The organism is Microbacterium sp. HM-570 (genome assembly GCF_054165885.1).
This window is the reverse complement of record NZ_CM135111.1, coordinates 2,556,856-2,581,102: the sequence shown is the minus strand read 5'-3', so window position 1 is coordinate 2,581,102 and position 24,247 is coordinate 2,556,856. Positions and strand designations below refer to the sequence as shown.

At 66.2% G+C, this 24,247-nt stretch carries 33 protein-coding genes and 1 pseudogene; 4 read left to right on the top strand and 30 right to left on the bottom strand.

Annotated features, from left to right (window positions below; genetic code table 11):
* Positions 1 to 15: 15 nt before the first annotated feature.
* The 3 genes from ACT9TC_RS12340 (at position 16) to ACT9TC_RS12330 (ending at position 4,364) form a co-directional block, all read left to right on the top strand.
* Positions 16 to 2,157 carry an acyltransferase family protein gene (locus tag ACT9TC_RS12340; protein ID WP_458040776.1) on the top strand — a complete coding sequence of 714 codons (2,142 nt, stop codon included), beginning with the start codon at positions 16 to 18 and terminating at the stop codon, positions 2,155 to 2,157.
* A gap of 9 nt (positions 2,158 to 2,166) precedes the next feature.
* Positions 2,167 to 3,168 (top strand): glycoside hydrolase family 6 protein, encoded by a 1,002-nt coding sequence (locus tag ACT9TC_RS12335; RefSeq protein ID WP_458040775.1) that lies wholly within the window; start codon positions 2,167 to 2,169, stop codon positions 3,166 to 3,168.
* A gap of 110 nt (positions 3,169 to 3,278) precedes the next feature.
* Complete coding sequence (locus ACT9TC_RS12330; protein WP_458040774.1) at positions 3,279 to 4,364, top strand: response regulator; 1,086 nt, start codon at positions 3,279 to 3,281, stop codon at positions 4,362 to 4,364.
* 14 nt (positions 4,365 to 4,378) lie between these two features.
* On the opposite strand, the gene ACT9TC_RS12325 is transcribed toward ACT9TC_RS12330, so the two are convergent.
* Positions 4,379 to 5,863, bottom strand: a complete 1,485-nt coding sequence (locus tag ACT9TC_RS12325; RefSeq protein ID WP_458040773.1) for a glycosyltransferase family 2 protein — start codon at positions 5,861 to 5,863, stop codon at positions 4,379 to 4,381.
* A gap of 306 nt (positions 5,864 to 6,169) precedes the next feature.
* Here ACT9TC_RS12325 and ACT9TC_RS12320 point away from each other — a divergent pair, with 306 nt between their 5' ends.
* Positions 6,170 to 7,393 (top strand): integrase catalytic domain-containing protein, encoded by a 1,224-nt coding sequence (locus ACT9TC_RS12320; RefSeq protein ID WP_458040749.1) that lies wholly within the window; start codon positions 6,170 to 6,172, stop codon positions 7,391 to 7,393.
* 38 nt (positions 7,394 to 7,431) lie between these two features.
* On the opposite strand, the gene ACT9TC_RS12315 is transcribed toward ACT9TC_RS12320, so the two are convergent.
* The 29 genes and pseudogenes from ACT9TC_RS12315 to rplD all read right to left on the bottom strand — a co-directional run bounded on the left by ACT9TC_RS12315 (position 7,432) and on the right by rplD (position 24,244).
* Positions 7,432 to 8,127: a hypothetical protein gene (locus ACT9TC_RS12315; RefSeq protein WP_458040772.1), complete on the bottom strand. Its 696-nt coding sequence runs from the start codon at positions 8,125 to 8,127 to the stop codon at positions 7,432 to 7,434.
* Positions 8,128 to 8,320: 193 nt separating this feature from the next.
* Entirely contained in the window at positions 8,321 to 8,884 is a 564-nt protein-coding gene (rplQ, locus tag ACT9TC_RS12310; RefSeq protein WP_458040771.1) for a 50S ribosomal protein L17, read from the bottom strand.
* A 40-nt stretch (positions 8,885 to 8,924) separates the two neighbouring features.
* Positions 8,925 to 9,914 (bottom strand): DNA-directed RNA polymerase subunit alpha, encoded by a 990-nt coding sequence (locus ACT9TC_RS12305; protein WP_458040770.1) that lies wholly within the window; start codon positions 9,912 to 9,914, stop codon positions 8,925 to 8,927.
* A gap of 176 nt (positions 9,915 to 10,090) precedes the next feature.
* Positions 10,091 to 10,489, bottom strand: coding sequence for a 30S ribosomal protein S11 (gene rpsK, locus ACT9TC_RS12300; RefSeq protein ID WP_458040769.1), 399 nt, complete (start codon positions 10,487 to 10,489; stop codon positions 10,091 to 10,093).
* A 47-nt stretch (positions 10,490 to 10,536) separates the two neighbouring features.
* The gene (rpsM, locus tag ACT9TC_RS12295) at positions 10,537 to 10,917 is read right to left on the bottom strand and encodes a 30S ribosomal protein S13 (RefSeq protein ID WP_458040768.1); all 381 of its coding nucleotides are present in this window, start codon (positions 10,915 to 10,917) and stop codon (positions 10,537 to 10,539) included.
* 275 nt (positions 10,918 to 11,192) lie between these two features.
* Complete coding sequence (rpmJ, locus tag ACT9TC_RS12290) at positions 11,193 to 11,309, bottom strand: 50S ribosomal protein L36 (RefSeq protein WP_036299987.1); 117 nt, start codon at positions 11,307 to 11,309, stop codon at positions 11,193 to 11,195.
* A gap of 68 nt (positions 11,310 to 11,377) precedes the next feature.
* Entirely contained in the window at positions 11,378 to 11,599 is a 222-nt protein-coding gene (infA, locus tag ACT9TC_RS12285; protein WP_017201569.1) for a translation initiation factor IF-1, read from the bottom strand.
* 174 nt (positions 11,600 to 11,773) lie between these two features.
* Positions 11,774 to 12,460, bottom strand: coding sequence for a DsbA family protein (locus tag ACT9TC_RS12280; protein WP_458040767.1), 687 nt, complete (start codon positions 12,458 to 12,460; stop codon positions 11,774 to 11,776).
* A gap of 20 nt (positions 12,461 to 12,480) precedes the next feature.
* A complete protein-coding gene (map, locus tag ACT9TC_RS12275; RefSeq protein WP_458040766.1) occupies positions 12,481 to 13,311 on the bottom strand; it encodes a type I methionyl aminopeptidase in 831 nt (276 codons plus the stop codon).
* 21 nt (positions 13,312 to 13,332) lie between these two features.
* Positions 13,333 to 13,929 (bottom strand): adenylate kinase, encoded by a 597-nt coding sequence (locus tag ACT9TC_RS12270; RefSeq protein ID WP_458040765.1) that lies wholly within the window; start codon positions 13,927 to 13,929, stop codon positions 13,333 to 13,335.
* Positions 13,926 to 15,248, bottom strand: coding sequence for a preprotein translocase subunit SecY (gene secY / locus ACT9TC_RS12265; protein WP_458040764.1), 1,323 nt, complete (start codon positions 15,246 to 15,248; stop codon positions 13,926 to 13,928). The genes ACT9TC_RS12270 and secY overlap by 4 nt, the downstream gene beginning before the upstream one ends.
* A 180-nt stretch (positions 15,249 to 15,428) precedes the next feature.
* On the bottom strand, positions 15,429 to 16,103 hold the full coding sequence (gene rplO, locus ACT9TC_RS12260) for a 50S ribosomal protein L15 (RefSeq protein ID WP_458040763.1): 675 nt from the start codon (positions 16,101 to 16,103) through the stop codon (positions 15,429 to 15,431).
* Positions 16,103 to 16,288, bottom strand: a complete 186-nt coding sequence (rpmD, locus tag ACT9TC_RS12255; protein ID WP_036299980.1) for a 50S ribosomal protein L30 — start codon at positions 16,286 to 16,288, stop codon at positions 16,103 to 16,105. Before rpmD ends, rplO begins: the two co-directional genes overlap by 1 nt.
* On the bottom strand, positions 16,288 to 16,971 hold the full coding sequence (rpsE, locus tag ACT9TC_RS12250; protein ID WP_458040762.1) for a 30S ribosomal protein S5: 684 nt from the start codon (positions 16,969 to 16,971) through the stop codon (positions 16,288 to 16,290). The genes rpmD and rpsE overlap by 1 nt, the downstream gene beginning before the upstream one ends.
* Positions 16,972 to 16,991: 20 nt before the next feature.
* The gene (gene rplR / locus ACT9TC_RS12245; protein ID WP_036299976.1) at positions 16,992 to 17,351 is read right to left on the bottom strand and encodes a 50S ribosomal protein L18; all 360 of its coding nucleotides are present in this window, start codon (positions 17,349 to 17,351) and stop codon (positions 16,992 to 16,994) included.
* Positions 17,352 to 17,353: 2 nt separating this feature from the next.
* Positions 17,354 to 17,890, bottom strand: coding sequence for a 50S ribosomal protein L6 (gene rplF / locus ACT9TC_RS12240; RefSeq protein WP_458040761.1), 537 nt, complete (start codon positions 17,888 to 17,890; stop codon positions 17,354 to 17,356).
* Between the two features lie 6 nt (positions 17,891 to 17,896).
* Entirely contained in the window at positions 17,897 to 18,295 is a 399-nt protein-coding gene (gene rpsH, locus ACT9TC_RS12235; RefSeq protein ID WP_458040760.1) for a 30S ribosomal protein S8, read from the bottom strand.
* A 108-nt stretch (positions 18,296 to 18,403) separates the two neighbouring features.
* On the bottom strand, positions 18,404 to 19,012 hold the full coding sequence (gene rplE, locus ACT9TC_RS12230; protein WP_458040759.1) for a 50S ribosomal protein L5: 609 nt from the start codon (positions 19,010 to 19,012) through the stop codon (positions 18,404 to 18,406).
* Positions 19,012 to 19,371: a 50S ribosomal protein L24 gene (gene rplX / locus ACT9TC_RS12225; RefSeq protein ID WP_458040758.1), complete on the bottom strand. Its 360-nt coding sequence runs from the start codon at positions 19,369 to 19,371 to the stop codon at positions 19,012 to 19,014. The genes rplE and rplX overlap by 1 nt, the downstream gene beginning before the upstream one ends.
* 2 nt (positions 19,372 to 19,373) lie before the next feature.
* Positions 19,374 to 19,742 carry a 50S ribosomal protein L14 gene (gene rplN, locus ACT9TC_RS12220; protein ID WP_036299968.1) on the bottom strand — a complete coding sequence of 123 codons (369 nt, stop codon included), beginning with the start codon at positions 19,740 to 19,742 and terminating at the stop codon, positions 19,374 to 19,376.
* Positions 19,739 to 20,038, bottom strand: a pseudogene (rpsQ, locus tag ACT9TC_RS12215) (30S ribosomal protein S17); the annotation flags it as partial. The pseudogene rpsQ and the gene rplN, both read right to left, overlap by 4 nt.
* A 161-nt stretch (positions 20,039 to 20,199) precedes the next feature.
* Positions 20,200 to 20,514 carry a 50S ribosomal protein L29 gene (gene rpmC, locus ACT9TC_RS12210; protein WP_458040757.1) on the bottom strand — a complete coding sequence of 105 codons (315 nt, stop codon included), beginning with the start codon at positions 20,512 to 20,514 and terminating at the stop codon, positions 20,200 to 20,202.
* Positions 20,514 to 20,933, bottom strand: a complete 420-nt coding sequence (gene rplP, locus ACT9TC_RS12205; protein WP_036299964.1) for a 50S ribosomal protein L16 — start codon at positions 20,931 to 20,933, stop codon at positions 20,514 to 20,516. The genes rpmC and rplP overlap by 1 nt, the downstream gene beginning before the upstream one ends.
* On the bottom strand, positions 20,933 to 21,694 hold the full coding sequence (gene rpsC, locus ACT9TC_RS12200) for a 30S ribosomal protein S3 (protein WP_458040756.1): 762 nt from the start codon (positions 21,692 to 21,694) through the stop codon (positions 20,933 to 20,935). Before rpsC ends, rplP begins: the two co-directional genes overlap by 1 nt.
* The gene (gene rplV, locus ACT9TC_RS12195; protein WP_036299959.1) at positions 21,694 to 22,092 is read right to left on the bottom strand and encodes a 50S ribosomal protein L22; all 399 of its coding nucleotides are present in this window, start codon (positions 22,090 to 22,092) and stop codon (positions 21,694 to 21,696) included. Before rplV ends, rpsC begins: the two co-directional genes overlap by 1 nt.
* 22 nt (positions 22,093 to 22,114) lie before the next feature.
* Positions 22,115 to 22,396, bottom strand: a complete 282-nt coding sequence (rpsS, locus tag ACT9TC_RS12190; RefSeq protein WP_100809903.1) for a 30S ribosomal protein S19 — start codon at positions 22,394 to 22,396, stop codon at positions 22,115 to 22,117.
* Positions 22,397 to 22,409: 13 nt separating this feature from the next.
* Entirely contained in the window at positions 22,410 to 23,249 is an 840-nt protein-coding gene (gene rplB, locus ACT9TC_RS12185; protein WP_036299955.1) for a 50S ribosomal protein L2, read from the bottom strand.
* Positions 23,250 to 23,273: 24 nt separating this feature from the next.
* Complete coding sequence (gene rplW / locus ACT9TC_RS12180) at positions 23,274 to 23,585, bottom strand: 50S ribosomal protein L23 (RefSeq protein WP_458040755.1); 312 nt, start codon at positions 23,583 to 23,585, stop codon at positions 23,274 to 23,276.
* Positions 23,582 to 24,244, bottom strand: a complete 663-nt coding sequence (rplD, locus tag ACT9TC_RS12175) for a 50S ribosomal protein L4 (protein ID WP_458040754.1) — start codon at positions 24,242 to 24,244, stop codon at positions 23,582 to 23,584. The genes rplW and rplD overlap by 4 nt, the downstream gene beginning before the upstream one ends.
* Between the last annotated feature and the right edge of the window lie 3 nt (positions 24,245 to 24,247).

The window sequence follows — 24,247 nt, the reverse complement described above, 5'->3', positions numbered from 1 at the left end:
GACCACCCCGCACCCATGACTCGCGACATCTCCCCCACCCCGGGCCACGCCCCGGCCCCCGCTCACGTGCCCGCCCCCGTCTCCGGTGGCGCACGTTATGCGGGCCTCGATGGACTGCGCGCGATCGCGGTGGCACTCGTGGTGGCCTATCACCTGTTCCCCGCGTGGTGGCTGCCGCAGGGGTTCATCGGCGTCGACGTCTTCTTCGTCATCAGCGGGTTCCTGATCACCTCGCTGCTGCTGAACGAGGCCGCGGCGTCCGAGGCCGCAGGTCGGGGCCGACGCATCTCGCTCGTCGGGTTCTGGCGACGCCGCGCCCGCCGCCTGCTGCCGGCGCTCGTGACCCTCATCGTGGTGTGCGGACTCTGGGTCTGGACGATCGGCGGCGACGTCCTGGTCGGATTCGGGCGACAGGTGCTCGGCGCCCTGACCTTCAGCTTCAACTGGATCTCGATCTCGGCGGGCAGCGGGTACTTCGACGCGGGCACCCCCGAGCTGTTCCGCAACCTCTGGTCCCTCGCCGTCGAAGAGCAGTTCTACGTGCTCTGGCCCCTGCTCTTCCCGCTTCTGTTGCTCATCCCCTCGCGCATCGTCCGCGCGGGCGTCGCCGTCGTCGCGGCGGCGGGGTCGGCCCTCTGGATGGCCGTGCTCGTGTCGGGCGCGGCCGGCGACGGCGCGGTTGCGGGCACGGGGGCCGGCGTGACGCGGGCGTACTTCGGCACCGACTCGCACGGCTTCGGCATCCTGCTCGGCGTCGCCCTCGCGTTCGCCCTGGGGCAAGCGCTTCGCGCACCGACGGCCTGGATGCTGCGGGCCGGCGTTCGTCGCGGTGTCACGGCTTTCGGCGCACTGGCCGTCGTGGGGATCGTCGCGGTCGCCACCGTCCCGCCCGCGCCCGATACGGCAACGTTCCCGGGCGCGCTGCTCGTCGCGTGTCTGCTCACGGTGGTCGCGATCACCGCCGGAGCATGGCCGGGCTCGGTGCTGGGACGCGCGCTCGATCTTGCGCCGCTCCGCTTCGTCGGGCAGCGCTCGTACGGCATCTACCTGTGGCACTGGCCCGTGCTCGTTCTCCTCATGGCGGGGCTGTCGATCGCCCCCGGTACCGAGGTGCCGCTCGCGGTGGGACTCTGGGCGCTCGCCATCACTCTTCTCGCCGCCCCCCTCTCGTATCGGTTCATCGAGACGCCCGTCCGCCGGGGCGGCTTCCGCGCCTCGTTCGCCGCTCTCCGCGCTCGCCTGTCCGGGGCACCGGCCGGTCGTTTCGCCGCTCTCGCGGGCGTCACGGCGTTCGTGATCGCCGCCGGGGCCACGACCAGCGCGATCGCGATCGCACCCGAGGTCACGTCCGGGGCGACCGCGGTCGAAGCGGGGCAACAGGCACTCGACGCGGCAGACGCCCCCTCAGCATCGCCGTCACCGACCGGCCCCCGGGTCGAGCCGCCGCTCGCCGTGCAGACGGGCGATGAGCCCGTGCCCGGTCCGCGACCGACCCCGGTGACCGGCGACCAGGTCAGCGCCATCGGCGACTCCGTCATGCTCGCGTCGGCACCCGGGCTCATGGAGCGCCTGCCGGGAATCCAGATCGACGCATCCGTCTCGCGCTCGCTGAACGCGGGTGTCGGCATCGCCGAAGCGCAGGCCGCAGCGGGTCAGCTCCGGCCGTACGTCGTCATCGCGCTCGGCACGAACGGTCCGATCAGCGCCGAAGCGCTCGCCCGGCTCGAACAGGCGATCGGACCCGACCGGCACCTCGTACTCGTGAACGCCTTCGCCCCGCGCGACTGGATCGCCGGGGTCAACGCCGAGCTCGCGACCTTCGATGCCGCCGAGGCCAACGTCGTCGTCGCCGACTGGGCGGGTGCCGCCGCGGCACACCAGGACCTGCTCGCGGGCGACCGCATCCACCCCGGCCCCACGGGCGGGAGGCTGTTCGCCGAGACCGTGGCGACGGCGGTGCAGGGCGTGGAGAACGCCCGGGCGCAGGCGGCGTTCGACAGGTCGATCCGAGTCTCGGCCCTCGCATCGCGCCTGGTCGATGGCGACGATGATCGCGAGGACGGTGGCGATGCCGACAGCGGTGCCGACGCGGGTGCCGATACGGATGCGGGCCCCGGAGGCGACCGCGGTGTCTCGGCGGACCTGCCGGAACGATAGATTCGAGCGGTGAAGTCCTCTCGCCGAAGCCGCCAGATCGTCGTGACACTCGTCGTGGTTCTCGTGCTGCTCATCGCGGGCGGGGCAGCCTGGGCGCTGCTCCGAGGCGGTGACGTCGCGGCCGAGCAAGAAGAACACATCCGCGTCGCGGTCTTCAGCGACACAGAAGCCGCCCGGGTGGCCGCGAGCGCCCCCGAGGACTCCCCGGAGCAGGCCGCCGCGGCATACCTCGCCGCCCAGCCCACGGCGTTCTGGCTGGTGCCCGAGCGCGACCCGATCGGCGAGGTCGGACCCCGCGTCACGTCGCTCGCGCAGGAAGCGTCCGACCAGGGCGCCACCTCCACGATCGTCGTCTACGGCCTACCCGGACGCGACTGCGGCAACTTCTCGGCGGGCGGACTGTCCGAACCCGACTACGCGACCTGGACCGCCGAGATCGGGGCGGCGGTGCGAGCATCCGGCATCGATACGATCATCGTGCTCGAGCCGGACTCGATTGCGCTCGCCCAGGAATGCGGCAACCTCGCCGAGCGCGCGCCGCAGTTGCAGGGCGCGGTCACGAATCTGACGGCCGACAACGCCGACATCTATATCGACGGCGGTCATTCGACGTGGCACTCCCCCGAAGTCATGGCGGGCTTCATCCGCGAGATGGGCGTCATCGACCAGGTCCGCGGATTCGTCACAAACGTCTCGAACTACAACACGGACGCCGACGAGGTCGCCTACGCGCGCCAGCTGTCGGGATTGCTCGGCGGTGCTCAAGCCGTCATCGATTCCGGACGCAATGGCGTCGGGTCGACGGGCGAGTGGTGCAACCCGCCGGACCGGCGTGTGGGATCGGCTCCCGGAACCGTTCACGACGACGTCGTCGACACGAACCTCTGGATCAAGGTGCCGGGCGAGAGCGACGGCACGTGCAACGGAGGCCCCCCGGCTGGTGCCTGGTGGCCGCAGTCCGCCATCGTTCTGACCACCGACGTCGTCGTCGTGGAAAACGACGACGAATAGCGCCGACGAATCCCGTCGCAACACCCACGCGGGCCCCGCGGTCGCACGGAATCGAGCCCCGTGTATGCGAGAATTCGACAGGATCTACCGTCAGCAAAGGGAGCGACCGCATGGCCGATGCCGATGAGCTGCGCACCGCCGTCATCGTCGAGGACGACCCCGACGTCCGGCACCTGATTGCGAGCGTCTTCGAGTCGGCCGGATTCTCCGTCGTCTCCGTCGGTAACGGTCTGGACGGCGTCCGTGCCGCCCTGGCCTACAAGCCCCTCATCACGACGCTCGACGTGAGTATGCCGGGCATCGACGGATTCGAAGCTGCCCGTCGCATCCGGGCGGGCGGCAGTCCGACCTTCATCATGATGGTCAGCGCCATGGCCGAAGAATCCGACGTCATCCAGGGGCTCGGCGCCGGTGCCGACGATTACATCGTCAAGCCGTTCCGGCCACGCGAGTTTCGGGCACGCATCGATGCGTTCCTGCGGCGCCCGCCCCGTACCGAAGCGCCCGGCGCTCCCTCGCCCCGTCAGCAAGAAAGCGTCGGCCCATCCTTTCCGCGCGCCAACACCACGACGATCCCGGTTCAGGCGCCCGCCCCGCAGCCGTCGGTGCAACAGGCCGCTCCTGCCGACCCACCGATCTACCGCGGCCCGGGCGCTCGCGCATTCGATCAGGCTCCGCCCCCGCGGCAGCCGCGCCAGCCCGCCGCGCCGCAATGGGAGAGGTATGACGAGCCCGTGCAGGCGATGCGCGTCGTGCCGACCGAAGACTACGACGATCTGAACGAAGAGTACGACGAGGTCATCGAGGGTGAGATCGACGGACCCAGTTCCGAGGTCGAGCGCCGTGACCCGCACATCGGCTGGATGCACCACCGCGACCTGTTTCTCGACCCCGAGACACGCCGGGTCGAGATCGGCAGCCAGCCGATCGACCTCACCCAGACCGAGTTCGAACTGCTGTTGACGATCATGTCGTCACGCCGACGCATCCGCAGCAAGGCAGACCTGACCCTGGTGCTGCGTGGCGAGTCCTACGTCACGTCGTACTACGTCGGCGACGCCGACAAGCGCGCCGTGCAAGCTCACGTCGACAGCCTGCGCCGCAAGCTCGGCGAGATGGGCTCACCGGTCCCCCGCTATCTGGAAGCCGTGCGGGATGTCGGCTACCGGATGACTCCCGAGACCGAGAACTCGTAGCGAGCTTTCTCTGCTCAGACCTTGAAGCCGTGCTGACGGCGCAGGAGCCGCATGAACATGCTCAGGGTCTGGATCACGGTGATCACACCCAGCACCGGCCAACCGACCGCGAGGATGCCCGACTGCAGCTCGATCGGGATCAGGTGCCACGATGCCGTGACCGCGACCACGATGGCGACGGCCACGATCAGCGGGGTCCAGTGACCGATGCCCGCGCCGCGCTCGGCCTTGGCCTGCATGGCCCAGTTGTCGACCTTCTTGCGCGAGAGGAACCGCGACCACGAGCGGAGGAAGTGCGAGATGCGGATCCACATGTAGACCTCGGCGGGCACGATCAGCCCGGCGAAGAGCACATCGTGTCGATCCTTGTTCTTCATCGACAGGGCCATGCGCAGGTTGAGCGCAACGGACATTGCGATCGGGATCAACCAGATCGGCGAGAAGATGAACGCGTTGATCGAGAGCGACCCGGCGAGCAGCGTGATGAAGCCGACGCGCACGAACAGGTTGACCAGCATGCTGAACTGCTCGAGCCAGCGCACACGCAGGTTCGGGTGGAACGGCTGACCCTTCGTGTCACCGCGCTGTCCCGGCCACATGAGCTCGATCGCGCCGTAGTTCCACTTGACCTGCTGGGCGTCGAGGCCGCGGAGGGTGGTCATGCCACCCACGTCGGCGCGGGCGTACGGGCTGATCTTGGTGAGGAATCCGGCGCTCTTGATCTGCAGCGAGAGCAGGGAATCCTCGACCTCGCTGTCCTTCACCCAGGGCGTCGACTGGTGGTTCTCGCGCATGACATCACGCAGAGCCTTCGTCGAGAAGATCGAGAACTGCCCTCCCAACACCGCCATGTTGCGGCCGCGAAGCAGGTTGTGCAGGTTGAAGGCCGCGAACTGCGACCGCTGGCCGGTGATCAGGAAGCGAGAGAAACCCTTGAACGGGTTGTCATCGATCGAGTAGATCGCCGAGATACCGCCGATGCGGGTGTCGCTCGTGATCTCGGTCTCGAGGAATTCCACGGCGCGACGGTCGGCGACCGTGTCGCCGTCGACACCGAGCAGGAAGTCGTAGCCCTCGACGAGAGCGAAGCCGTAGTTGAGGGCGCCGACCTTCTTGTCGGGGTTCTTGCCGATGTCATGGACGAAGACCTCGGTGAACTGCTCGCCGAGCTCGGTCGTGATCTCGTGCGGGCCCGCGAACTCCGAGGCGATCGCGACGGTCTTGTCGTTGGAATTGTTCACGACGAGGTGAATCACATCCGGCACCCGCGACTGCTCGAGGAGTCCCCGCAGCACGTCGGCGATCGATTCCTCTTCGTTGTACGCCGGGATGATGCATCCGATGGTCGCCCGCTGCGTGCTCAGGTCCTGCAGCGACGCCGCGAAGTCCTGCGGAAACGCGCTCTCGGGCTCGACGATCTCGGGCTCGGGCTCGGGCCGGGCAGCGGAGGGCCGCGAATACGGCATGACCTTCTGGCCGACGGGCGGGGAAATCGACATGGGGACCTCGTGTTTCGGCGGGGAAGCCGGGGGAAGAAATACGGGGGGTGCTGTTCGATTATGAGCGCAACCACTCAGGGGAACCTCAGCGCGGGCTTGTCGGCACCGAAGGATCTACCTAAGACCAACGTGAGGGCACGATGAGAATGCTCTCATCGCGAATGATACTACGCGGAGGGCGTTCAGGGGACGGGTTCGACGTGCCTCAGTTTCTTTGAGCGCGTGGGGTGTGTTGGTGCCTCACATACTTTGAGCGCGAAGCTTGCCTGTGTGGAAGGCAAGATTGAGATGGCCGCGAGGCGACAGGTGACGAACAAACTCCGTGACGCGTACCGGAAAGCATCGAAGCACGACAAGGCCCGGATCCTTGACGAGGTGATGAGCACGACGGGGATGGGCCGATCAACGGCGCGGCGGATGCTGACGGGGCCGGTGCTGCCGGATCCGGCGAAGCAGGTCGATAGACGCCAGTTGCGGGCCAAGACGTATAGCGATGATTCGAGGCGGCTGCTGGAGCATGTGTGGGCGCTGATGGGCATGCCGTGCGGGAAGTACCTCGTGGTGATGCTGGAGCTGTGGATGCCGCTGCTGCACGCTGCCGGCGACCTCGACAAGCCATTCGTGACACCGCAGACGATCGTCGAGCTTCAGACAATGAGTCCGGCAACGATCGACCGGTATCTGAGCCCGGCACGTCGGGCGATGCAGTTGCGGGGGATCTCTACGACGATCCCGTCACCGCTGCTGCGCAACTCGATCGGGTTGTCGAAGGTCGGGGATGCCCCGGTCACGGCACCCGGGGTGATCGAGGCGGACACCGTCGCGCATTGCGGACCCACGTTCGTCGGCGAGTTCGCACGCACGTTGACGATGACCGACATCGCCACCGGGTGGACCGAGAACGCCTCGATCCGCAACAACGCGGCCAAGTGGATCGTCGGCGCTGTCGGCGATCTGCAGAACATGTTCCCATTCGAGCTGCGCGTGTTCGACTCGGACAACGGATCGGAGTTCATCAACCATGATGTCGCGGACTGGCTCCAAGCCCGTGACATCGCCCAGACCCGGTCCCGCCCTTACAAGAAAAACGACCAAGCGACCGTCGAGTCGAAGAACAACCACGTCGTCCGCAAACACGCGTTCCATTGGCGCTACGACACCCCGGACGAGCTCGCGCTGCTGAACGAGCTCTGGCGGCTCGTCTCACTACGGTTGAATTTCTTCACCCCGACGAAGAAGCCCACCGCATACGCCACCGCGGCCAGCGGGCGCCGCACACGCCTCTACGACGCACCGAAGACACCCTGGCAGCGAGTGCGCGATTCTGGGGTCCTCACCGCCGAGCAAGCCGACGTCGTTCAGGCCCGGATCACCGGGATCAACCCCGCCGATCTGACCCGCCGGATCAACCAGATCCAGCTCCAACTCATCGAGCTATCACAAGCCAAAACCGAAGCCATGACCACCAGCCGACACCTCGACATGACATCCTTAGAAACGTCGATCCGTCGACTCCAAACAACCAAATGAACCGCAAGCCTCGCGCTCACCATACGTGAGGCACCGCATCACCCTTCGCGCTCACTTCTAGATGAGGCACCTCGGGGTTGGCCCGCTATCGCAACGGTGAGGGTGTCTGACGCGCTTTGTTTGGCGTACTCGGTGGACGTGGGTGTCGTCTGCACGAGGAAGTCGTAGGTGAACTGCAGGGTGACGAGCGTCGCCTCGGCGGGCACGGGCCCGACGTTGAAGGTCTGTGAGTAGCTGTACGGATCGAGAACCAGGTACCCCGGCGCCACGGTCGACTGATCGGTCTGCGGCGAGAGCGGGTCGAAGGACTCATCGAGCGTTCCGGGAACGGCCACCATCGTCGCGCGCTGCAGGTACACCTTCTGCCCGTCGTTCGGTGTGACCGTCGTGATCAGGCTGATGCTCACCGGCTTGAGCGCACCGGACGTCCAATCGCCCATGTTGAGCGTCGACCAGTAGTTGATCGACACGCCCACAGCCCCCGCGGACAGCGCCCGCGCGGTCGAGCCGCTGGAGAGATCGTTGGGCACCGGCGCAGGAACAGTCGTACCCGACGGCGAGGGCGATCCGGAGGGCTGATCCCACGGCAGAACGACCGAGCATCCGGACAGGGCGAGAGCCGAGATCATCGTGATCGCGGCGAGTCCCCGGAGACGACGGCGTCGGGCATCGGGGCGCGCGGAAATCGAGCGATGTGACATCGCTGCCGCGGGGCGCGTGCGTACATTGATCACAGAGATCCCTCCAGCGCTAAGTGTGGCACTGGATGTCGGCGCGCATGAAATCCGCGCAACGACGCGCCGCGTGAAAAGGAACGACGCGCCGCGTGAAAAGGAACGACGCACCGCACGAAACAGAACGATGCTCCGCGGACAGCAAGAAGCCCGCACCCCCGAAGGGGTACGGGCGTCTTGGCGGTATATCGGACTACTTCGCTCCGGCGTCCTCGGCGGCTGCCTCAGCGGCACCCTCGGGAGCCTCGGCGTCGGTGTCCGAGACCTCGACGTCGGCGTCCTCGACGGCGACCGGAGTCTCGTCGGCGGCGGGCTCGTCAGCAACGGGCTCGACCGGAGCGGCCGCAGCGGCGGGGGCCGCGGCATCCGACTTCTTCGACGACTTGACCTTCGGCGTGACCGGCTCGAGGACGAGCTCGATGACGGCCATGGGGGCGTTGTCGCCCTTGCGGTTGCCGATCTTGACGATGCGCGTGTAGCCACCCTCGCGCTCCGCAACCAGCGGGGCGATCTCGGTGAACAGCACGTGCACGACCTCACGGTCGCCGATGATGCCGAGCACGCGACGACGCGCGTGCAGGTCACCGCGCTTGGCGAACGTGATCAGGCGCTCGGCGAGTGGACGCAGGCGCTTGGCCTTGGTCTCGGTCGTCTGAATCGAGCGGTGGGTGAAGAGGGCCGCGGCGAGGTTCGCAAGCAGCAGGCGCTCGTGGGCAGGACCGCCGCCGAGGCGGGGACCCTTCGTGGGCTTAGGCATCAGTCTTTACTCCAGGATGAATCGGTTCGGGGGCCGCGGCTTAGACGGTCTCGTCGTCGTAGCCGCCGTAGAAGTGCGCGCCGTCAAAACCGGGCACGGAATCCTTCAGCGACAGACCGAGCGAGATGAGCTTGTCGCGCACCTCGTCGACCGACTTCTGACCGAAGTTGCGAATGTTCATCAGCTGGGTCTCGGAGAGCCCAACGAGCTCGCTGACCGTGTTGATGCCCTCGCGCTTGAGGCAGTTGTACGAACGGACGGACAGATCGAGGTCTTCGATCGGCATCGACAGCTCGTTCGAGAGGACGGTCTCGACCGGCGCGGGGCCGATCTCGATGCCCTCGGCCTCGACATTCAGCTCACGGGCGAGGCCGAACAGCTCGGTCAGCGTGCGACCGGCCGAGGCGACCGCGTCACGCGGGGCGATCGAGGACTTGGTCTCGACGTCCAGCACGAGCTTGTCGAAGTCGGTGCGCTCACCGGCACGCGTCGCGTCGACGCGGTAGCTGACCTTGAGCACCGGTGAGTAGATCGAGTCGATCGGCACCTGGCCGGCCTCGGCGTACTCGTTACGGTTCTGCGTCGCCGAAACGTAGCCGCGGCCACGCTCGATCGTCAGCTCGAGCTCGAACTTGGCGGTGTCGTTGAGCGTCGCGATGACGAGCTCGGGGTTGTGGATCTCGACGCCCGCGGGAGCGGAGATGTCGGCGGCCGTGACCTGGCCGGCACCCGTCTTGCGCAGGTAAGCCGTGATGGGCTCGTCGCGCTCGCTCGAAACGACGAGCTGCTTGATGTTCAGGATGATCTCGGTGACATCTTCCTTGACACCGGGGATCGTGGTGAACTCGTGGAGGACACCATCGATGCGGATGCTCGTAACGGCTGCACCGGGGATCGACGAGAGCAGGCTGCGACGAAGCGCGTTACCGATCGTGTATCCGAACCCGGGCTCGAGCGGCTCGATGATGAAGCGGCTGCGGAACTCCGCGATCTTTTCCTCGGTCAGAGTGGGACGCTGTGCGATGAGCACTGTGTGTTCCTTTCGGCTAAGTGCCCGCTATATGACACTTGCATGGGTGAGGTTGTTGAGTTTTTCTCGGGCGGATGACGGGGCATCGTGCATAGCGCACGTCCAGGCATCCGCGAAGTCAGTGAGACCGCGCGACGACCGGTAGCCGGAGCGCACGAGGCGCCCCGGCTACGGGATCAGACGCGGCGGCGCTTGGGGGGACGGCAGCCGTTGTGTGCCTGCGGCGTGACGTCCTGGATCGAACCGACCTCGAGGCCCGCGGCCGTCAGCGAGCGGATCGCCGTCTCACGACCGGAACCCGGTCCCTTGACGAAGACGTCGACCTTCTTGACGCCGTGCTCCTGAGCCTGGCGAGCGGCCGACTCGGCGGCCATACCGGCCGCGTACGGGGTCGACTTACGCGAGCCCTTGAAGCCCACGCCGCCCGACGAGGCCCAGCTGATGACAGCGCCCGAGGGGTCGGTGATCGAAACGATCGTGTTGTTGAACGTCGACTTGATGTGGGCGTGACCCAGCGCGATGTTCTTCTTCTCTTTGCGCCGCGGCTTGCGTGCGGCGGTCTTGGCCTGTGCCATAACGTTGTTCTCCTAAACCTGGGAGCCGGTGCCTGAGCCCGCGAGGACTACTTACGGCCCGCCTTCTTCTTGCCGGCGACGGTGCGCTTGGGGCCCTTGCGCGTACGGGCGTTCGTCTTGGTGCGCTGTCCGTGGACGGGCAGGCCACGACGGTGGCGGATCCCCTGGTAGGACCCGATCTCGACCTTGCGGCGGATGTCGGAGGCAACCTCGCGGCGAAGGTCACCCTCCACCTTGTACGTGGCCTCGATGTGGTCACGCAGCTGAACGAGCTGATCGTCCGCGAGGTCCTTGACGCGGACGTCAGGGTCGATCTCGAGGGCGCTCAAGATCTCGACGGAACGGGTACGGCCGATGCCGTAGATGTAGGTCAGGGCGATGACCACGCGCTTATCGCGCGGGATGTCGACGCCAGCAAGACGTGCCATGCGGCTCTCCTAGGAGGTGTGTGGAGGTGTGGAGCAGAATCGGTGCCCGGGCCTCCTGCCCGGGGTGTCCCCCGATATTCGATCTCTCGAAGACCAGGTTCTGAAACTGCTGGGGTTACGACCTTTCGGTCGTTGAGCGAGCGAAGCGAGACGAAACGCCTGCTGTGCTCGGCTATTGAGTTGTACGTTCTGTGGGATTTCGGCTCGGGCCTTCGGCCCTCGCTCAATCTTGAGTTTTCGCGTGTCAGGCGCTTCGCGCCGCGACACGCGAAGACTCAACCCTGGCGCTGCTTGTGGCGCGGGTTGCTCTTGCAGATCACCATGACCACGCCGTGACGGCGGATGATCTTGCAGTGATCGCAGATGGGCTTGACGCTGGGGTTGACCTTCATGATGTTTCCTGTTCGCTGTCTTCGTACCTGTGCGTCGAGAACGCATAGGCCGTTACTTCTCGACCGGTCTAGCGGTAGCGGTAGACGATCCGACCGCGGGTGAGGTCGTAGGGGCTGAGCTCTACGACGACGCGGTCTTCCGGAATGATGCGGATGTAGTTCTGCCGCATCTTGCCCGAGATCGTGGCCAAGACCTTGTGTCCGTTGCTCAACTCAACGCGGAACATCGCGTTGGGAAGCGCCTCGGAGATCACGCCTTCGATCTCGATGACACCGTCTTTCTTGGCCATACACTCGCTAACGCTGGGCAGACCGGTCGGTCTGCGGTGGGTGGGATTTCGGTGTTTTGTCGGTGTCCCGGCGGAGTCGTGAGACACGCCGATAGACGGCGCAAAGCACCAAGGATCCATGTTATCCGAGACGGATGCCCGAGGCAAATGCTCGCGGCATCCCCGTTGGACGCGTCAGCTCAGGCGATCGATGATATCGACCTGCGGGTCACCCGTCAGGTCGATGCGCTCGCCGTTGACGGTGACCGTCGGCGTTCCGCGTCCGCCGTCCGCGGTCGTGGGCATCGCCTGCGTGCGCTCCCCCACGAAGCCGCCGTAGGTGCGGTCGGTGATGCAGGACGCGACGTCCCCGGCGCCCGCATCGGTCGCGATGGAGATGATCTCGTCGTCGCTCAGGCCGGAGGTGCCTTCGGACGGCTGGTTCTCGTACATCGCCGAGACGAACGGCGGGACGGACTCGGGCGACGTGGTCGCCACGCAGTAGAGCGCGTTCGCCGCCCGGGTCGAGAACTGCGTCCCCTGTGACTGGTTGTCGAGAATCGCGACGGGGTGGTACTCGAGCGTGATCGAACCGTCCGCGACGAGCTCGTTCAACGTATCGGCGTAGATCTCCTCGAACTGGTTGCAGATCGGGCACATGAAGTCGATGTAGGTGGCCACGACGTCCGGACCGTCCCCGACCGAGATCGCGCCGGTGTCGGTGTTGACGATCGCGGCCTCGGGTGCGGGGCCGGGATCCGGGTTCGACGCGGCGTTGTTGATGGCGACGATGGTCACACCCGCGGCGACGACCACGGCTACCACCGCGACGCTCACCCAGATCGCAAACCAGTTCGTGCGCTTACCCGCTGTGGCCATCATCGCGTGCTCCTACGTCTGCCTCAACCGATGGGCTGAGGTTCGATCCCGAACGGGGCCAGGCCCGCGGCCCCGCCGTCGGGTGCCGTGAGCACCCAGATACCCCCATCGTGCACCGCGACGCTATGTTCCCAGTGTGAGCCGGCTGAGCCGTCCACCGTCGAGACCGTCCAGCCGTCGTCCTCGACGAGCGTCGCGGGGTCGCCGGCGACGACCATCGGCTCGATCGCGAGCACCAGCCCGGGCCGAACCTCGGGACCGGGGTCGGTCACCCGGTAGTTGAACACCGACGGGGACTCGTGCATCTTGCGTCCGATGCCGTGTCCGACGTAGTCCGCCAGGATTCCGTACTCACCCTGCGCATCGACGTAGTCCTGGATGGCCGCGCCGACCTCGTTCAGGTGCCGTGCCGATGCGAACGCCGCGATACCGGCCCAGAGCGAGCCCTCCGTGACGCGCGAGAGTTCTTCACGCTCGGCGACCACCTCGGGACGCGACGGATCCGGCAGCACGACCGTGAAGGCCGAGTCGCCGTTCCAGCCCTGGTACTCGGCACCCGCGTCGACGGACAGGATGTCTCCCGCGCTCAGAACGCGCGCGCCCGGGATGCCGTGCACGACCTGCTCGTTGACCGAGGTGCAGATCGTGTGGCGGTAGCCCCGCACCATCTGGAAGTTGGACTTCGCCCCGGCGGCCGTAATGACACGGGATGCTGCGGCGTCCAGCTCGAGCGTCGTCACCCCGGGTGCCACCAGCTCACGCACCGCCGCGAGGGCGCGCGCTGTGATCAGACCGGGTTCGACCATGGCCCGCAACTGGGCGGGGGACTTATAGATCGAGCGCCGCAAAGCCATGCGTGTCCTCGCGGGGCGCGATCAGGCGCCGCGACGGACGAGCCCGCGGGCCTCGAGCGCTGCGAAGATGCGGTCGGTGATCTCGTCGAGCGTCCCGACGCCGTCGATCGCGTCGACGATGCCCCGCTCGCCGTAGACGTCCAGGATCGGTGCCGTCTCGTTCTCGTAGATGTCGAGACGGTGAGCGATCACGTCGTCGGTGTCGTCCGAGCGTCCCTCTTGCGCGGCGCGGAGTCCGAGACGCGCGATGCTCTCGGCTCGGGGCACGCGCAACTCGATCACGGCGTCGAGAGACTCGTCACGGCTCGCGAGGAAGTCGTCGAGGTGCCCGACCTGGCCGATGTTGCGCGGGTAACCATCGAGCAAGAAGCCTGTCGCCGCATCCGGCTGCGCCAGACGATCGCGCACGATCTCGCTCGTCAGTTCGTCGGGCACGAGACGACCCTGCTCGACGATCTGCTGCACCCGCTGCCCGAGTTCGGTGCCGTCCTTGATGTTGGCGCGGAAGACATCGCCGGTCGAGACGACGGGGATGCCGTAGGCCTCGGCGATACGCACGCCCTGCGTGCCCTTGCCCGACCCCTGGGGGCCGACGATCAAGAGTCGTGTGGTGGTCATCGCAGCAGCCCCTCGTAGTGACGCTGCTGCAGCTGCGCGTCGATCTGCTTCACCGTCTCGAGGCCGACGCCGACGACGATCAGGATGGATGCTCCGCCGAACGGGAAGTTCTGGTTCGCACCGACCGTAGCCAGCGCGATCAGCGGGAGCAGCGCGATCAGACCGAGGTAGATCGAGCCCGGCAGCGTGATGCGCGTGAGCACGTAGTCCAGGTACTCGGCCGTCGGACGACCCGCGCGGATGCCGGGGATGAAGCCGCCGTAGCGCTTCATGTTGTCGGCAACCTCGACCGGGTTGAACGTGATGGCCACGTAGAAGTAGGTGAATCCGATGATGAGCAGGAAGTACACCAGCATGTAGATCGGGCTATCGCCCGTCGTCAGGTACTGCGAGATCCAGACGACCCAGGCCGCGGGTTCTTGGCCCGCTGCCGGCTGGTTGAACTGCGCGAGCAGCGCCGGGATGTAGAGCAGCGACGAGGCGAAGATGACGGGCACAACGCCAGCCATGTTGACCTTGATCGGGATGTACGTGTTGGTTCCGCCGTACGTTCGACGGCCGACCATCCGCTTCGCGTACTGCACGGGTACACGCCGCTGCGATTGTTCGACGAACACCACCAGCGCCACGACGACGATGCCAACGGCCAGCACGAGAAGGAAGGTCTCGAAGCCTCGGGCCTGCCAGATCGACCACATGGCGGCGGGGAACGTCGCGGCGATCGAGGTGAAGATCAGGAGCGACATGCCATTGCCGACACCGCGCTCGGTGACGAGCTCGGCGAACCACATGATGAGGCCGGTACCGGCCGTCATCGTGATGATCATGAGCAGCTGCGCCCACCACGCGACGTTCGTCAGCACGTTGTCGCAGGCAGCGACGCCCGTGTTGCCGAAGAGCTGTCCGCTGCGCGCGACGGTAACGAGCGTCGTCGACTGCAGGAGCGCCAGCGCGATGGTCAGGTAGCGCGTGTACTGCGTCAGACGCGCCTGACCCGCCTGACCCTCTTTGTAGAGGGTCTCGAAGTGCGGGATGACGACGCGCAGCAGCTGCGTGATGATCGTCGCCGTGATGTAGGGCATGACGCCCAGCGCGAAGATCGACAGCTGCAGCAGGGCGCCGCCCGAGAACAGGTTGACAAGAGAGAGGAGTCCCTCCATGCCCTCGTTCTGTCCGATGCAGGACTGCACGTTCGCGAAGTCGACGAACGGCGTCGGCACGTGGGCACCGAGACGATAGAGCACGATGATGCCCAAGGTGAAGGCGATCTTCCGGCGCAGGTCGGGTGTCCGGAAGATGCGCGCGATAGCGCTGAACAAGAAGGATCCTCCTGAAGGGAAGGGAGATGCCCGCGGGCGGGCCAAACATTAGGTTAGCCCAGGCTGCCGCCACGAGCAGCCCATACCCGAGATCGGCGGCAACGAGTGAGATGTCCCGAGAACGGAAACAGGGGGCCGGAGGATGCCTCCGACCCCCTGTTTGAGAACAGTTCGTCCGTGTTACTTGACGCTGCCGCCGGCGGCGACGATCTTCTGCTCGGCCGAGCCGGAGACCTTGTCGACCGTCACGGAGAGCTTCACGCCGATGTCGCCATCGCCGAGAACCTTGACCTTCTCGTTCTTGCGAACGGCACCCTTGGCGACGAGGTCGGCGACGGTTACGTCGCCACCCGCCGGGTACAGCTCGGCGAGCTTCTCGAGGTTGACGACCTGGTACTCGACGCGGAACGGGTTCTTGAACCCGCGCAGCTTCGGCGTACGCATGTGCAGCGGCATCTGGCCACCCTCGAAGCCGACGCGCACGGTGTTGCGGGCCTTGGTGCCCTTCGTGCCACGACCGGCCGTCTTGCCCTTCGAGCCCTCACCGCGACCGACGCGGGTCTTGGCCTTGTTGGCTCCCGGGACGGGACGCAGGTGGTGAACCTTCAGCACACCGGGGCGCGACGCCGGAGTGTCGTCCTTCGGAGCAGCCTTCTTGGCAGGAGCCTTGGTCGCCGCTGCCTTCGGGGCGTCGGCCGAAGCCGAGTCCTTGGCAGCGGAAGCCTTGGCCGGAGCCTTGGCGGCGGGTGCCTTCTTCTCAGCGGCGGCCTGGGGGGCTGCAGCCTTCTTGGGCGCCGCCTTCTTGGGCGCTGCCGTGGCTTCGGCGGCCTCGGCCGCGTTGTCCTTTTCAGCCATTAGTCGATCTCCTCAACCTTCACGAGGTGAGCAACCGTGTTGACATAACCACGGTTCTGGGCGTCATCCGGACGGACGACAGAGTCGCCGATCCGCTTGAGGCCGAGGCTACGCAGCGTGTCGCGCTGGTACTGCTTTTCGCTCACCTTGGACTTGATCTGCGTGACCTTCAGTCGTGCAGCCATCATGCACCTGCCTTTGCTGCCGCAGCGGCGTCGGCCTCGGCACGAACCAGACGCGCGGGGGCGACCTGGTCGAAGTCGAGACCACGACGTGCGGCGACGGCGCGGGGCTCCTCGAGCTGCTTCAGCGCGGCGACCGTCGCGTGCACGATGTTGATCGTGTTCGACGAGCCGAGCGACTTCGACAGGACATCGTGGATGCCCGCGCACTCGAGTACGGCGCGGACGGGACCGCCCGCGATAACACCGGTACCGGCGGCGGCGGGGCGGAGCAGGACGACGCCTGCTGCTGCCTCACCCTGCACGGGGTGCGGGATCGTCTTGTCGACGCGGGGCACGCGGAAGAAGTTCCGCTTGGCCTCTTCGACACCCTTCGAGATGGCCAGGGGCACCTCGCGGGCCTTGCCGTAGCCGACACCGACGAGTCCGTTCCCGTCTCCGACGATCACGAGGGCGGTGAAGCTGAAGCGACGACCACCCTTCACGACCTTCGAGACACGGTTGATGGTGACGACGCGCTCCAGGAACTGGCCCTTGTCGGCATCACGCGAACCGCGGTCACGCTGGTTGGCGTTGCGCTCGCGACCGCCGCGGCGCGGCTCGCGCTCGGCGGGCGCTTCGGTTGCGGCAGCGGTTTCAGCAGCAGCCGTCGCGTCAGGCGCGGTCTGCTCGGCAGTGGCTGCCACTTCGGTCTCCTTGATTTCACTCACAGGTTCAGTCCCCCTTCGCGGGCGCCGTCGGCGATCGCAGCGACGCGGCCGGCGTAGCGGTTACCGCCACGGTCGAACACGACATCCTCGATGCCGGCGGCCTTGGCACGCTCGGCGACGAGTTCGCCGACCTTGCGCGCCTTGGCGGTCTTGTCACCGTCGAACGAACGCAGGTCCGCTTCGAGGGTGGATGCGGACGCGACGGTGTGGCCCTTGGCGTCATCGACGACCTGGACGAACACGTGGCGTGCGGAGCGGGTCACGACGAGACGCGGGCGCAGCTCGGTCCCGACGACCTTCTTGCGAAGGCGGGCATGGCGACGCGAACGAGCGTCTGACTTCGACTTGAGAGCCATGGTTACTTACCACTCTTTCCGGCCTTGCGACGAACGACCTCGCCGGCGTAGCGCACACCCTTGCCCTTGTAGGGCTCGGGCTTGCGAATCTTGCGGATGTTGGCCGCGGCTTCGCCGACGGCCTGCTTGTCGATGCCGCTCACGGTGACCTTGTTGTTGCCCTCGACCGTGAACGTGATGCCCGCGGGGGGCTCGACCAGGACGGGGTGCGAGAAGCCGAGAGCGAACTCGACCGAGCCACCCTTCTGCGCGACGCGGTAACCCGTGCCGACGACTTCGAGGCCCTTGGTGTAGCCCGTGGTGACGCCGACGATGTTGTTGGCGATCAGGGTGCGCGTGAGTCCGTGCAGCGAACGCGATTCGCGCTCATCATCCGGACGCGACACGACGACCTGGTTCTCGTCGACGACGACCTCGATCGGACGAGCGATCGTCAGGCCGAGTTCACCCTTGGGTCCCTTGACCGAAACGTCCCGGCCGGTCACCGTGACAGTGACATCCGAGGGAATGTCGATGGGAAGTCTTCCAATACGTGACATCGAGGATCACCAAACGTAGGCGAGGACTTCCCCACCCACGCCCTTCTGCTCTGCCTGACGGTCGGTGAGAAGACCGGAGGAGGTGGACAGGATGGCGACGCCGAGTCCACCGAGGACGGTGGGGATCTCGCTCGACTTCGCGTAGACGCGCAGGCCGGGCTTCGAGACGCGCTTGATGCCCGCAATGGAGCGCTCGCGGTTCGGGCCGTACTTCAGCGTCATGGTGAGCGTCTGGCCCACGCGGGCGTCCTCGATCTCCCACTCGGCGATGTAACCCTCACGCTTGAGGATCTCGGCGATGTGCGACTTGAGCTTGGAGCTCGGCAGGCTCACGGATTCGTGGTGTGCCGAGTTCGCGTTGCGCAGCCGGGTCAGCATATCTGCGACCGGGTCTGTCATTGTCATGTGATTGTTTCCTTCGTTCACCAGGTTTCGGATGCCTGTGCAAGGCAGACGACCTGTGGTGGTGGTGTCGGGCGCTTCGACAAGCTCAGCGCCCGACGGTGTGGAGTCTTACGCCTCGGCGCGGAACGGGAAGCCGAGGTGACGCAGAAGTGCACGACCCTCGTCATCCGACTTGGCGGTCGTGACGACGGTGATGTCGAAACCACGCACGCGATCGATCCGGTCCTGGTCGATCTCGTGGAACACGGACTGTTCCTGAAGACCGAAGGTGTAGTTGCCGTTGCCGTCGAACTGCTTGGGCGACAGGCCGCGGAAGTCGCGGATACGGGGCAGAGCGAGCGTCACCAGACGGTCGATGAACTCCCACGCACGGTCGCCACGCAGCGTGACGTGGGCGCCGATGGGCTGACCCTCGCGCAGCTTGAACTGGGCAATCGACTTGCGGGCCTTCGTGACCAGCGGCTTCTGGCCGGTGATGCGGGTGAGGTCGTCGACCGCACCGTCCATCACCTTGCTGTCACGCGCGGCTTCGCCGACACCGGTGTTCACGACAACCTTGACCAGACCGGGGATCTGGTTGACGTTGGCGTACCCGAACTCTTCCTGCAGCTTCTGCTGGATCTCGGCGCGGTACTTCTGCTTCAGGCGGGGCTGGCCGGCGCCCTGGGCCTGACCGTTGGGCACAGTGCCAGTCTCCTCGGCTGTGTTGGTGCTCATCAGAGGTCCTTACCTGACTTCTTCGCGTAGCGGACGCGCACAGTGCGCTTCACGCCATCCTTCGTCTGCTCCTCGACGCGGTGACCGACGCGAGTCGGCTTCTTCGTCTCGGGGTCGACAAGGGCCACGTTGGAGATGTGGATGGGGGCTTCGAGGGTCTCGGTGCCACCGGTCTTGGTGCCGCGCTGGGTCTGGCCGACGCGCGAGTGCTTGGTGACGTAGTTCACGCCCTCCACGATCACCCGGTTGCGCTCGGTCAGGATCTCGAGGACCTTGCCCTGCTTGCCCCGGTCGCCGCCCTTGTCTTGCTTCTTGCCTGTGATGACCTGTACGAGATCACCCTTTTTGATGTTGGCCATGATCAGATCACCTCCGGTGCGAGCGAGACGATCTTCATGAACTTGCGGTCACGAAGCTCGCGGCCGACCGGTCCGAAGATACGGGTGCCGCGGGGCTCCCCGTCTGCCTTCAGGATGACGGCGGCGTTCTCGTCGAACTTGATGTAGGAGCCGTCGGGACGACGGGTCTCCTTGACGGTACGGACGATGACCGCCTTGACGACATCACCCTTCTTGACGTTTCCGCCGGGGATGGCGTCCTTGACGGTCGCCACGATGGTGTCGCCGAGGCCCGCGTAGCGGCGCTTCGAGCCACCGAGCACGCGGATCGTGAGGAGCTCTTTGGCGCCGGTGTTATCGGCGACCTTGACTCGGGATTCCTGCTGAATCACTTGGCCTTCTCCAGAATCTCCACCAGGCGCCAGCGCTTGGTCGCGCTCAGCGGACGGGTCTCATTGATGACGACCAGGTCGCCGATTCCGGCCGAGTTCGCCTCGTCGTGCACCTTGACCTTCGACGTGCGGCGGATGACCTTGCCGTAAAGCGGGTGCTTCACGCGGTCTTCGACCTCGACGACGATCGTCTTGTCCATGCGGTCGCTCGTGACGTAGCCACGACGCGACTTGCGGTAACCGCGGGCCGCGGCGTCGCGCACGTCGTGTGCGGACGACTCGTGTCCCGATGCCTGAACGGCAGCCTGGGGCTCCGCGACCTCGGCCTTGGCGGCCTTCGGTGCGGCAGCCTGGGCGGGCGCCTTCTTGGCGGCAGGCTTTGCAGCTGCCTTCGGTGCGGCGGCCTTGGTCTCCTTGGCCTCAGCGGCCTTGGTCTCAGTTGCCTTCTCGGTGGCCATTACTCAGCCCCTCCTTCGGCGGTGTCCGAGGCATCCTCGGACTTCTTCGCCTTCGTCTTCTTGGCCTTCGTCGCGACCTCCGCGGGAGCGGGCGTGGCACGGATGCCGAGCTCGCGCTCACGGATCACGGTGTAGAGCCGCGCGATGTCGCGCTTGACGGCGCGGATGCGACCGTGGCTCTCGAGCTGGCCCGTGGCCGACTGGAAGCGCAGGTTGAACAGCTCTTCCTTGGCCTTGCGCAGCTCCTCGACGAGGCGGTGGTCTTCCATCGTGTCGAGCTCAGACGGGCTGAGCTCCTTGGTACCGATAGCCATTACGCGTCGCCTTCCTCGCGCTTGATGATGCGTGCCTTCAGGGGCAGCTTGTGGATGGCACGGGTCAGTGCCTCGCGAGCGAGTTCTTCGCTGACGCCGGCGACCTCGAAGAGGACGCGACCCGGCTTGACGTTGGCAACCCACCACTCCGGCGAACCCTTACCGGAACCCATGCGGGTTTCGGCAGGCTTCTTCGTGAGCGGACGGTCGGGGTAGATGTTGATCCACACCTTTCCACCACGCTTGATGTGACGGGTCATCGCGATACGAGCGGACTCGATCTGACGGTTCGTCACGTAAGCGGGCGTGAGGGCCTGGATGCCGTACTCACCGAACGACACCTCGGTGCCACCGGTGGCGGCTCCCGAACGACCGGGGTGGTGCTGCTTGCGGTACTTGACCTTGCGGGGAATAAGCATCAGGCAGACGCTCCTTCTGCGACGGGGGCGTCGTTGCGCGGACCACGGCGACGGTCGCCACCACGGTCATCGCGGCCACGGGGCGCCTTGGGGGCATTGGCCTGCTCGCGAGCGAGCTCCTTGTTGGTGAGGTCGCCCTTGTAGATCCAGACCTTCACGCCGATGCGACCGAACGTCGTCCGGGCCTCGTAGAAGCCGTAGTCGATGTTGGCGCGGAGCGTGTGCAGGGGTACGCGACCCTCGCGGTAGAACTCCGAACGGCTCATCTCCGCGCCGCCGAGGCGACCGGAAACCTGGATGCGGACGCCCTTGGCTCCGGCGCGCTGGGCACCCTGGAGGCCCTTACGCATCGCGCGGCGGAATGCCACGCGACCCGTGAGCTGCTCGGCGATTCCCTGGGCGACCAACTGAGCGTCGGCCTCGGGGTTCTTGACCTCGAGGATGTTCAGCTGGATCTGCTTGCCCGTGAGCTTTTCGAGATCGGTACGGATGCGCTCTGCTTCGGCACCACGACGACCGATCACGATGCCCGGGCGGGCGGTGTGAATGTCGACGCGGACGCGGTCGCGGGTGCGCTCGATTTCAATGCGGCTCACGCCGGCACGGTCGAGCGAGACCTGCAGGAGCTTACGGATCCGGATGTCCTCGGCGACGTAGTCGGCGTAACGCTGGCCGACCTTGGTCGAGTCCGAGAACCAACGGGACACGTGGTCCGTGGTGATCCCGAGGCGGAAGCCGTACGGGTTGACTTTCTGTCCCATTACTTGCTCGCCTTCTTGGTCTTGGCGGACGCCGGGGCGTCAGCGGCCACGGGCGTCGCGAGCACGACCGTGATGTGGCTCGTGCGCTTCTTGATCTGGAACGCGCGGCCCTGTGCGCGGGGGCGGAAACGCTTGAGCGTCGTGCCCTCGTCGACGTAGACGTTCGCGACGTACAGGTCGCGGTCGTCGAGGAACTCGCCGTCCTTGTCAGCCTTGACCCGCGCGTTGGCCATCGCCGAGGCGACGAGCTTCGATACGGGCTCCGACGCCGACTGCGGTGCGAACTTCAGGATTGCGAGGGCCTCTTCGGCCTGCTTTCCCTTGATGAGTGCGATGACACGACGAGCCTTCTGAGGGGTCACGCGGATGTGTCGCACGCGTGCGATGGACTCCACCATTTCTCTCTCCTCTGTCGCCGCCTTAGCGGCGACGGCCCTTCTTGTCGTCCTTCTCATGGCCGCGGAAGGTGCGGGTCGGGGCGAATTCGCCCAACTTGTGGCCGACCATGGTTTCGGTCACGAACACGGGGATGTGCTTGCGACCGTCGTGGACGGCAATCGTGTGGCCGAGCATGGCCGGCACGATCATCGACCGGCGTGACCAGGTCTTGATGACGTTCTTGGAACCCGAATCGTTCTGGACGACAACCTTGCGAAGCAGGTGCTCGTCGACGAAGGGGCCCTTCTTAAGACTGCGTGGCATCTTCTGTTCCTACCTACTTGCGCTTCTTGCCGGCCGTGCGGCGGCGGACGATGAGCTTGTCGCTCTCCTTGTTGGCGTGCCGGGTGCGGCCTTCGGCCTGACCCCACGGCGAAACCGGGTGACGTCCACCGGACGTCTTGCCCTCGCCACCACCGTGCGGGTGGTCGACCGGGTTCATGGCGACACCACGGACGGTCGGGCGGATGCCCTTCCAGCGGTTGCGACCGGCCTTGCCCCAGTTGATGTTCGACTGCTCGGCGTTGCCGACCTCGCCGATGGTCGCGCGGCAGCGCGCGTCGACGTTGCGGATCTCGCCCGAGGGCAGACGCAGCTGGGCGTACGGGCCATCCTTCGCGACCAGACGCACGGAGACGCCAGCCGAGCGGGCCATCTTCGCGCCGCCGCCGGGGCGGAGCTCGATGGCGTGGATGACCGTACCGGTCGGGATGTTGCGGAGCGGCAGGTTGTTGCCGGGCTTGATGTCGGCGCCGGAACCCGACTCGACGATGTCACCCTGCGACAGCTTGTTCGGCGCGATGATGTAGCGCTTCTCGCCGTCCGCGTAGTGCAGCAGCGCGATGCGCGCCGTGCGGTTGGGGTCGTACTCGATGTGAGCGACCTTCGCGTCGATGCCGTCCTTGTCGTGACGACGGAAGTCGATGACGCGGTACTGACGCTTGTGTCCACCACCGATGTGGCGCGTGGTGATGCGGCCCTGGTTGTTGCGACCACCCGTCTTGGAGAGCGGACGCAGCAGCGACTTCTCCGGCGTCGAGCGTGTGATCTCGGCGAAGTCGGAGACCGACGAGCCGCGGCGACCGGGGGTCGTGGGCTTGTACTTGCGAATTGCCATGGTGTCTCGTCCCTATCCCGACCGTCAGCCGACTGCCGTGAAGATGTCGATGGTGCCCGAGCGCAGCGTGACGATGGCGCGCTTGGTGTCCTTGCGGCGGCCGGTGCCGAAGCGGGTGCGGCGGGCCTTGCCCACGCGGTTGATCGTGTTGACCGAAGCGACCTTCACGCCGAAGATCTTCTCGACGGCCAGCTTGATCTCGGTCTTGTCGGCGCGGGGGTCCACGAGGAACGTGTACTTACCCTCGTCGATGAGCCCATAGCTCTTCTCCGAGACGACCGGCTTCAGGATGACGTCGCGCGGGTCCTTGTTCAGGGCCGTGTTCAGGGCGCTCATGCCGAGACCTCCGTGGTGGAGACCGACTTGGATGCGACGAACGCATCGAAGGCGGCCTTGGTGAAGACGATGTCGTCCGAGACGAGCACGTCGTACGCGTTGAGCTGGTCGAACGTCAGCACGTGGACATACGCGAGGTTGCGGATGCTCTTGATGCTGATCTCGTCGTCACGCTCGATGACGACCAGGACGTTCTTGGTCGGCGCGACCGAGGCGAGGTACGTCGCCGCAGCCTTCGTCGACGGGGCACCGGCGACGCCGAGCGACTCGACGACGTGCAGGCGGTTGCCGCGAGCACGGTCGCTGAGTGCTCCGCGGAGCGCTGCGGCGATCATCTTCTTGGGCGTGCGCTGCGCGTAGTCGCGCGGCTTCGGCCCGTGGACGATGCCACCACCGGTCATGTGCGGCGCGCGGATCGAGCCTTGACGGGCGTTACCCGTGCCCTTCTGCTTGAAGGGCTTGCGGCCGGCACCCGAGACCTCGCCACGACGCTTGGTCGAGTGCGTGCCCTGGCGAGCCGCCGCGCGCTGCGCGACGACGACCTGGTGGATGAGAGGAATGTTCGTCTTGACGTCGAAGACCTCGGCGGGCAGGTTCACGGAACCAGCCTTCTTGCCGTCGGTACCCCGCACGTCGAGCGCGAGAGTCGAGTCAGTCATGTG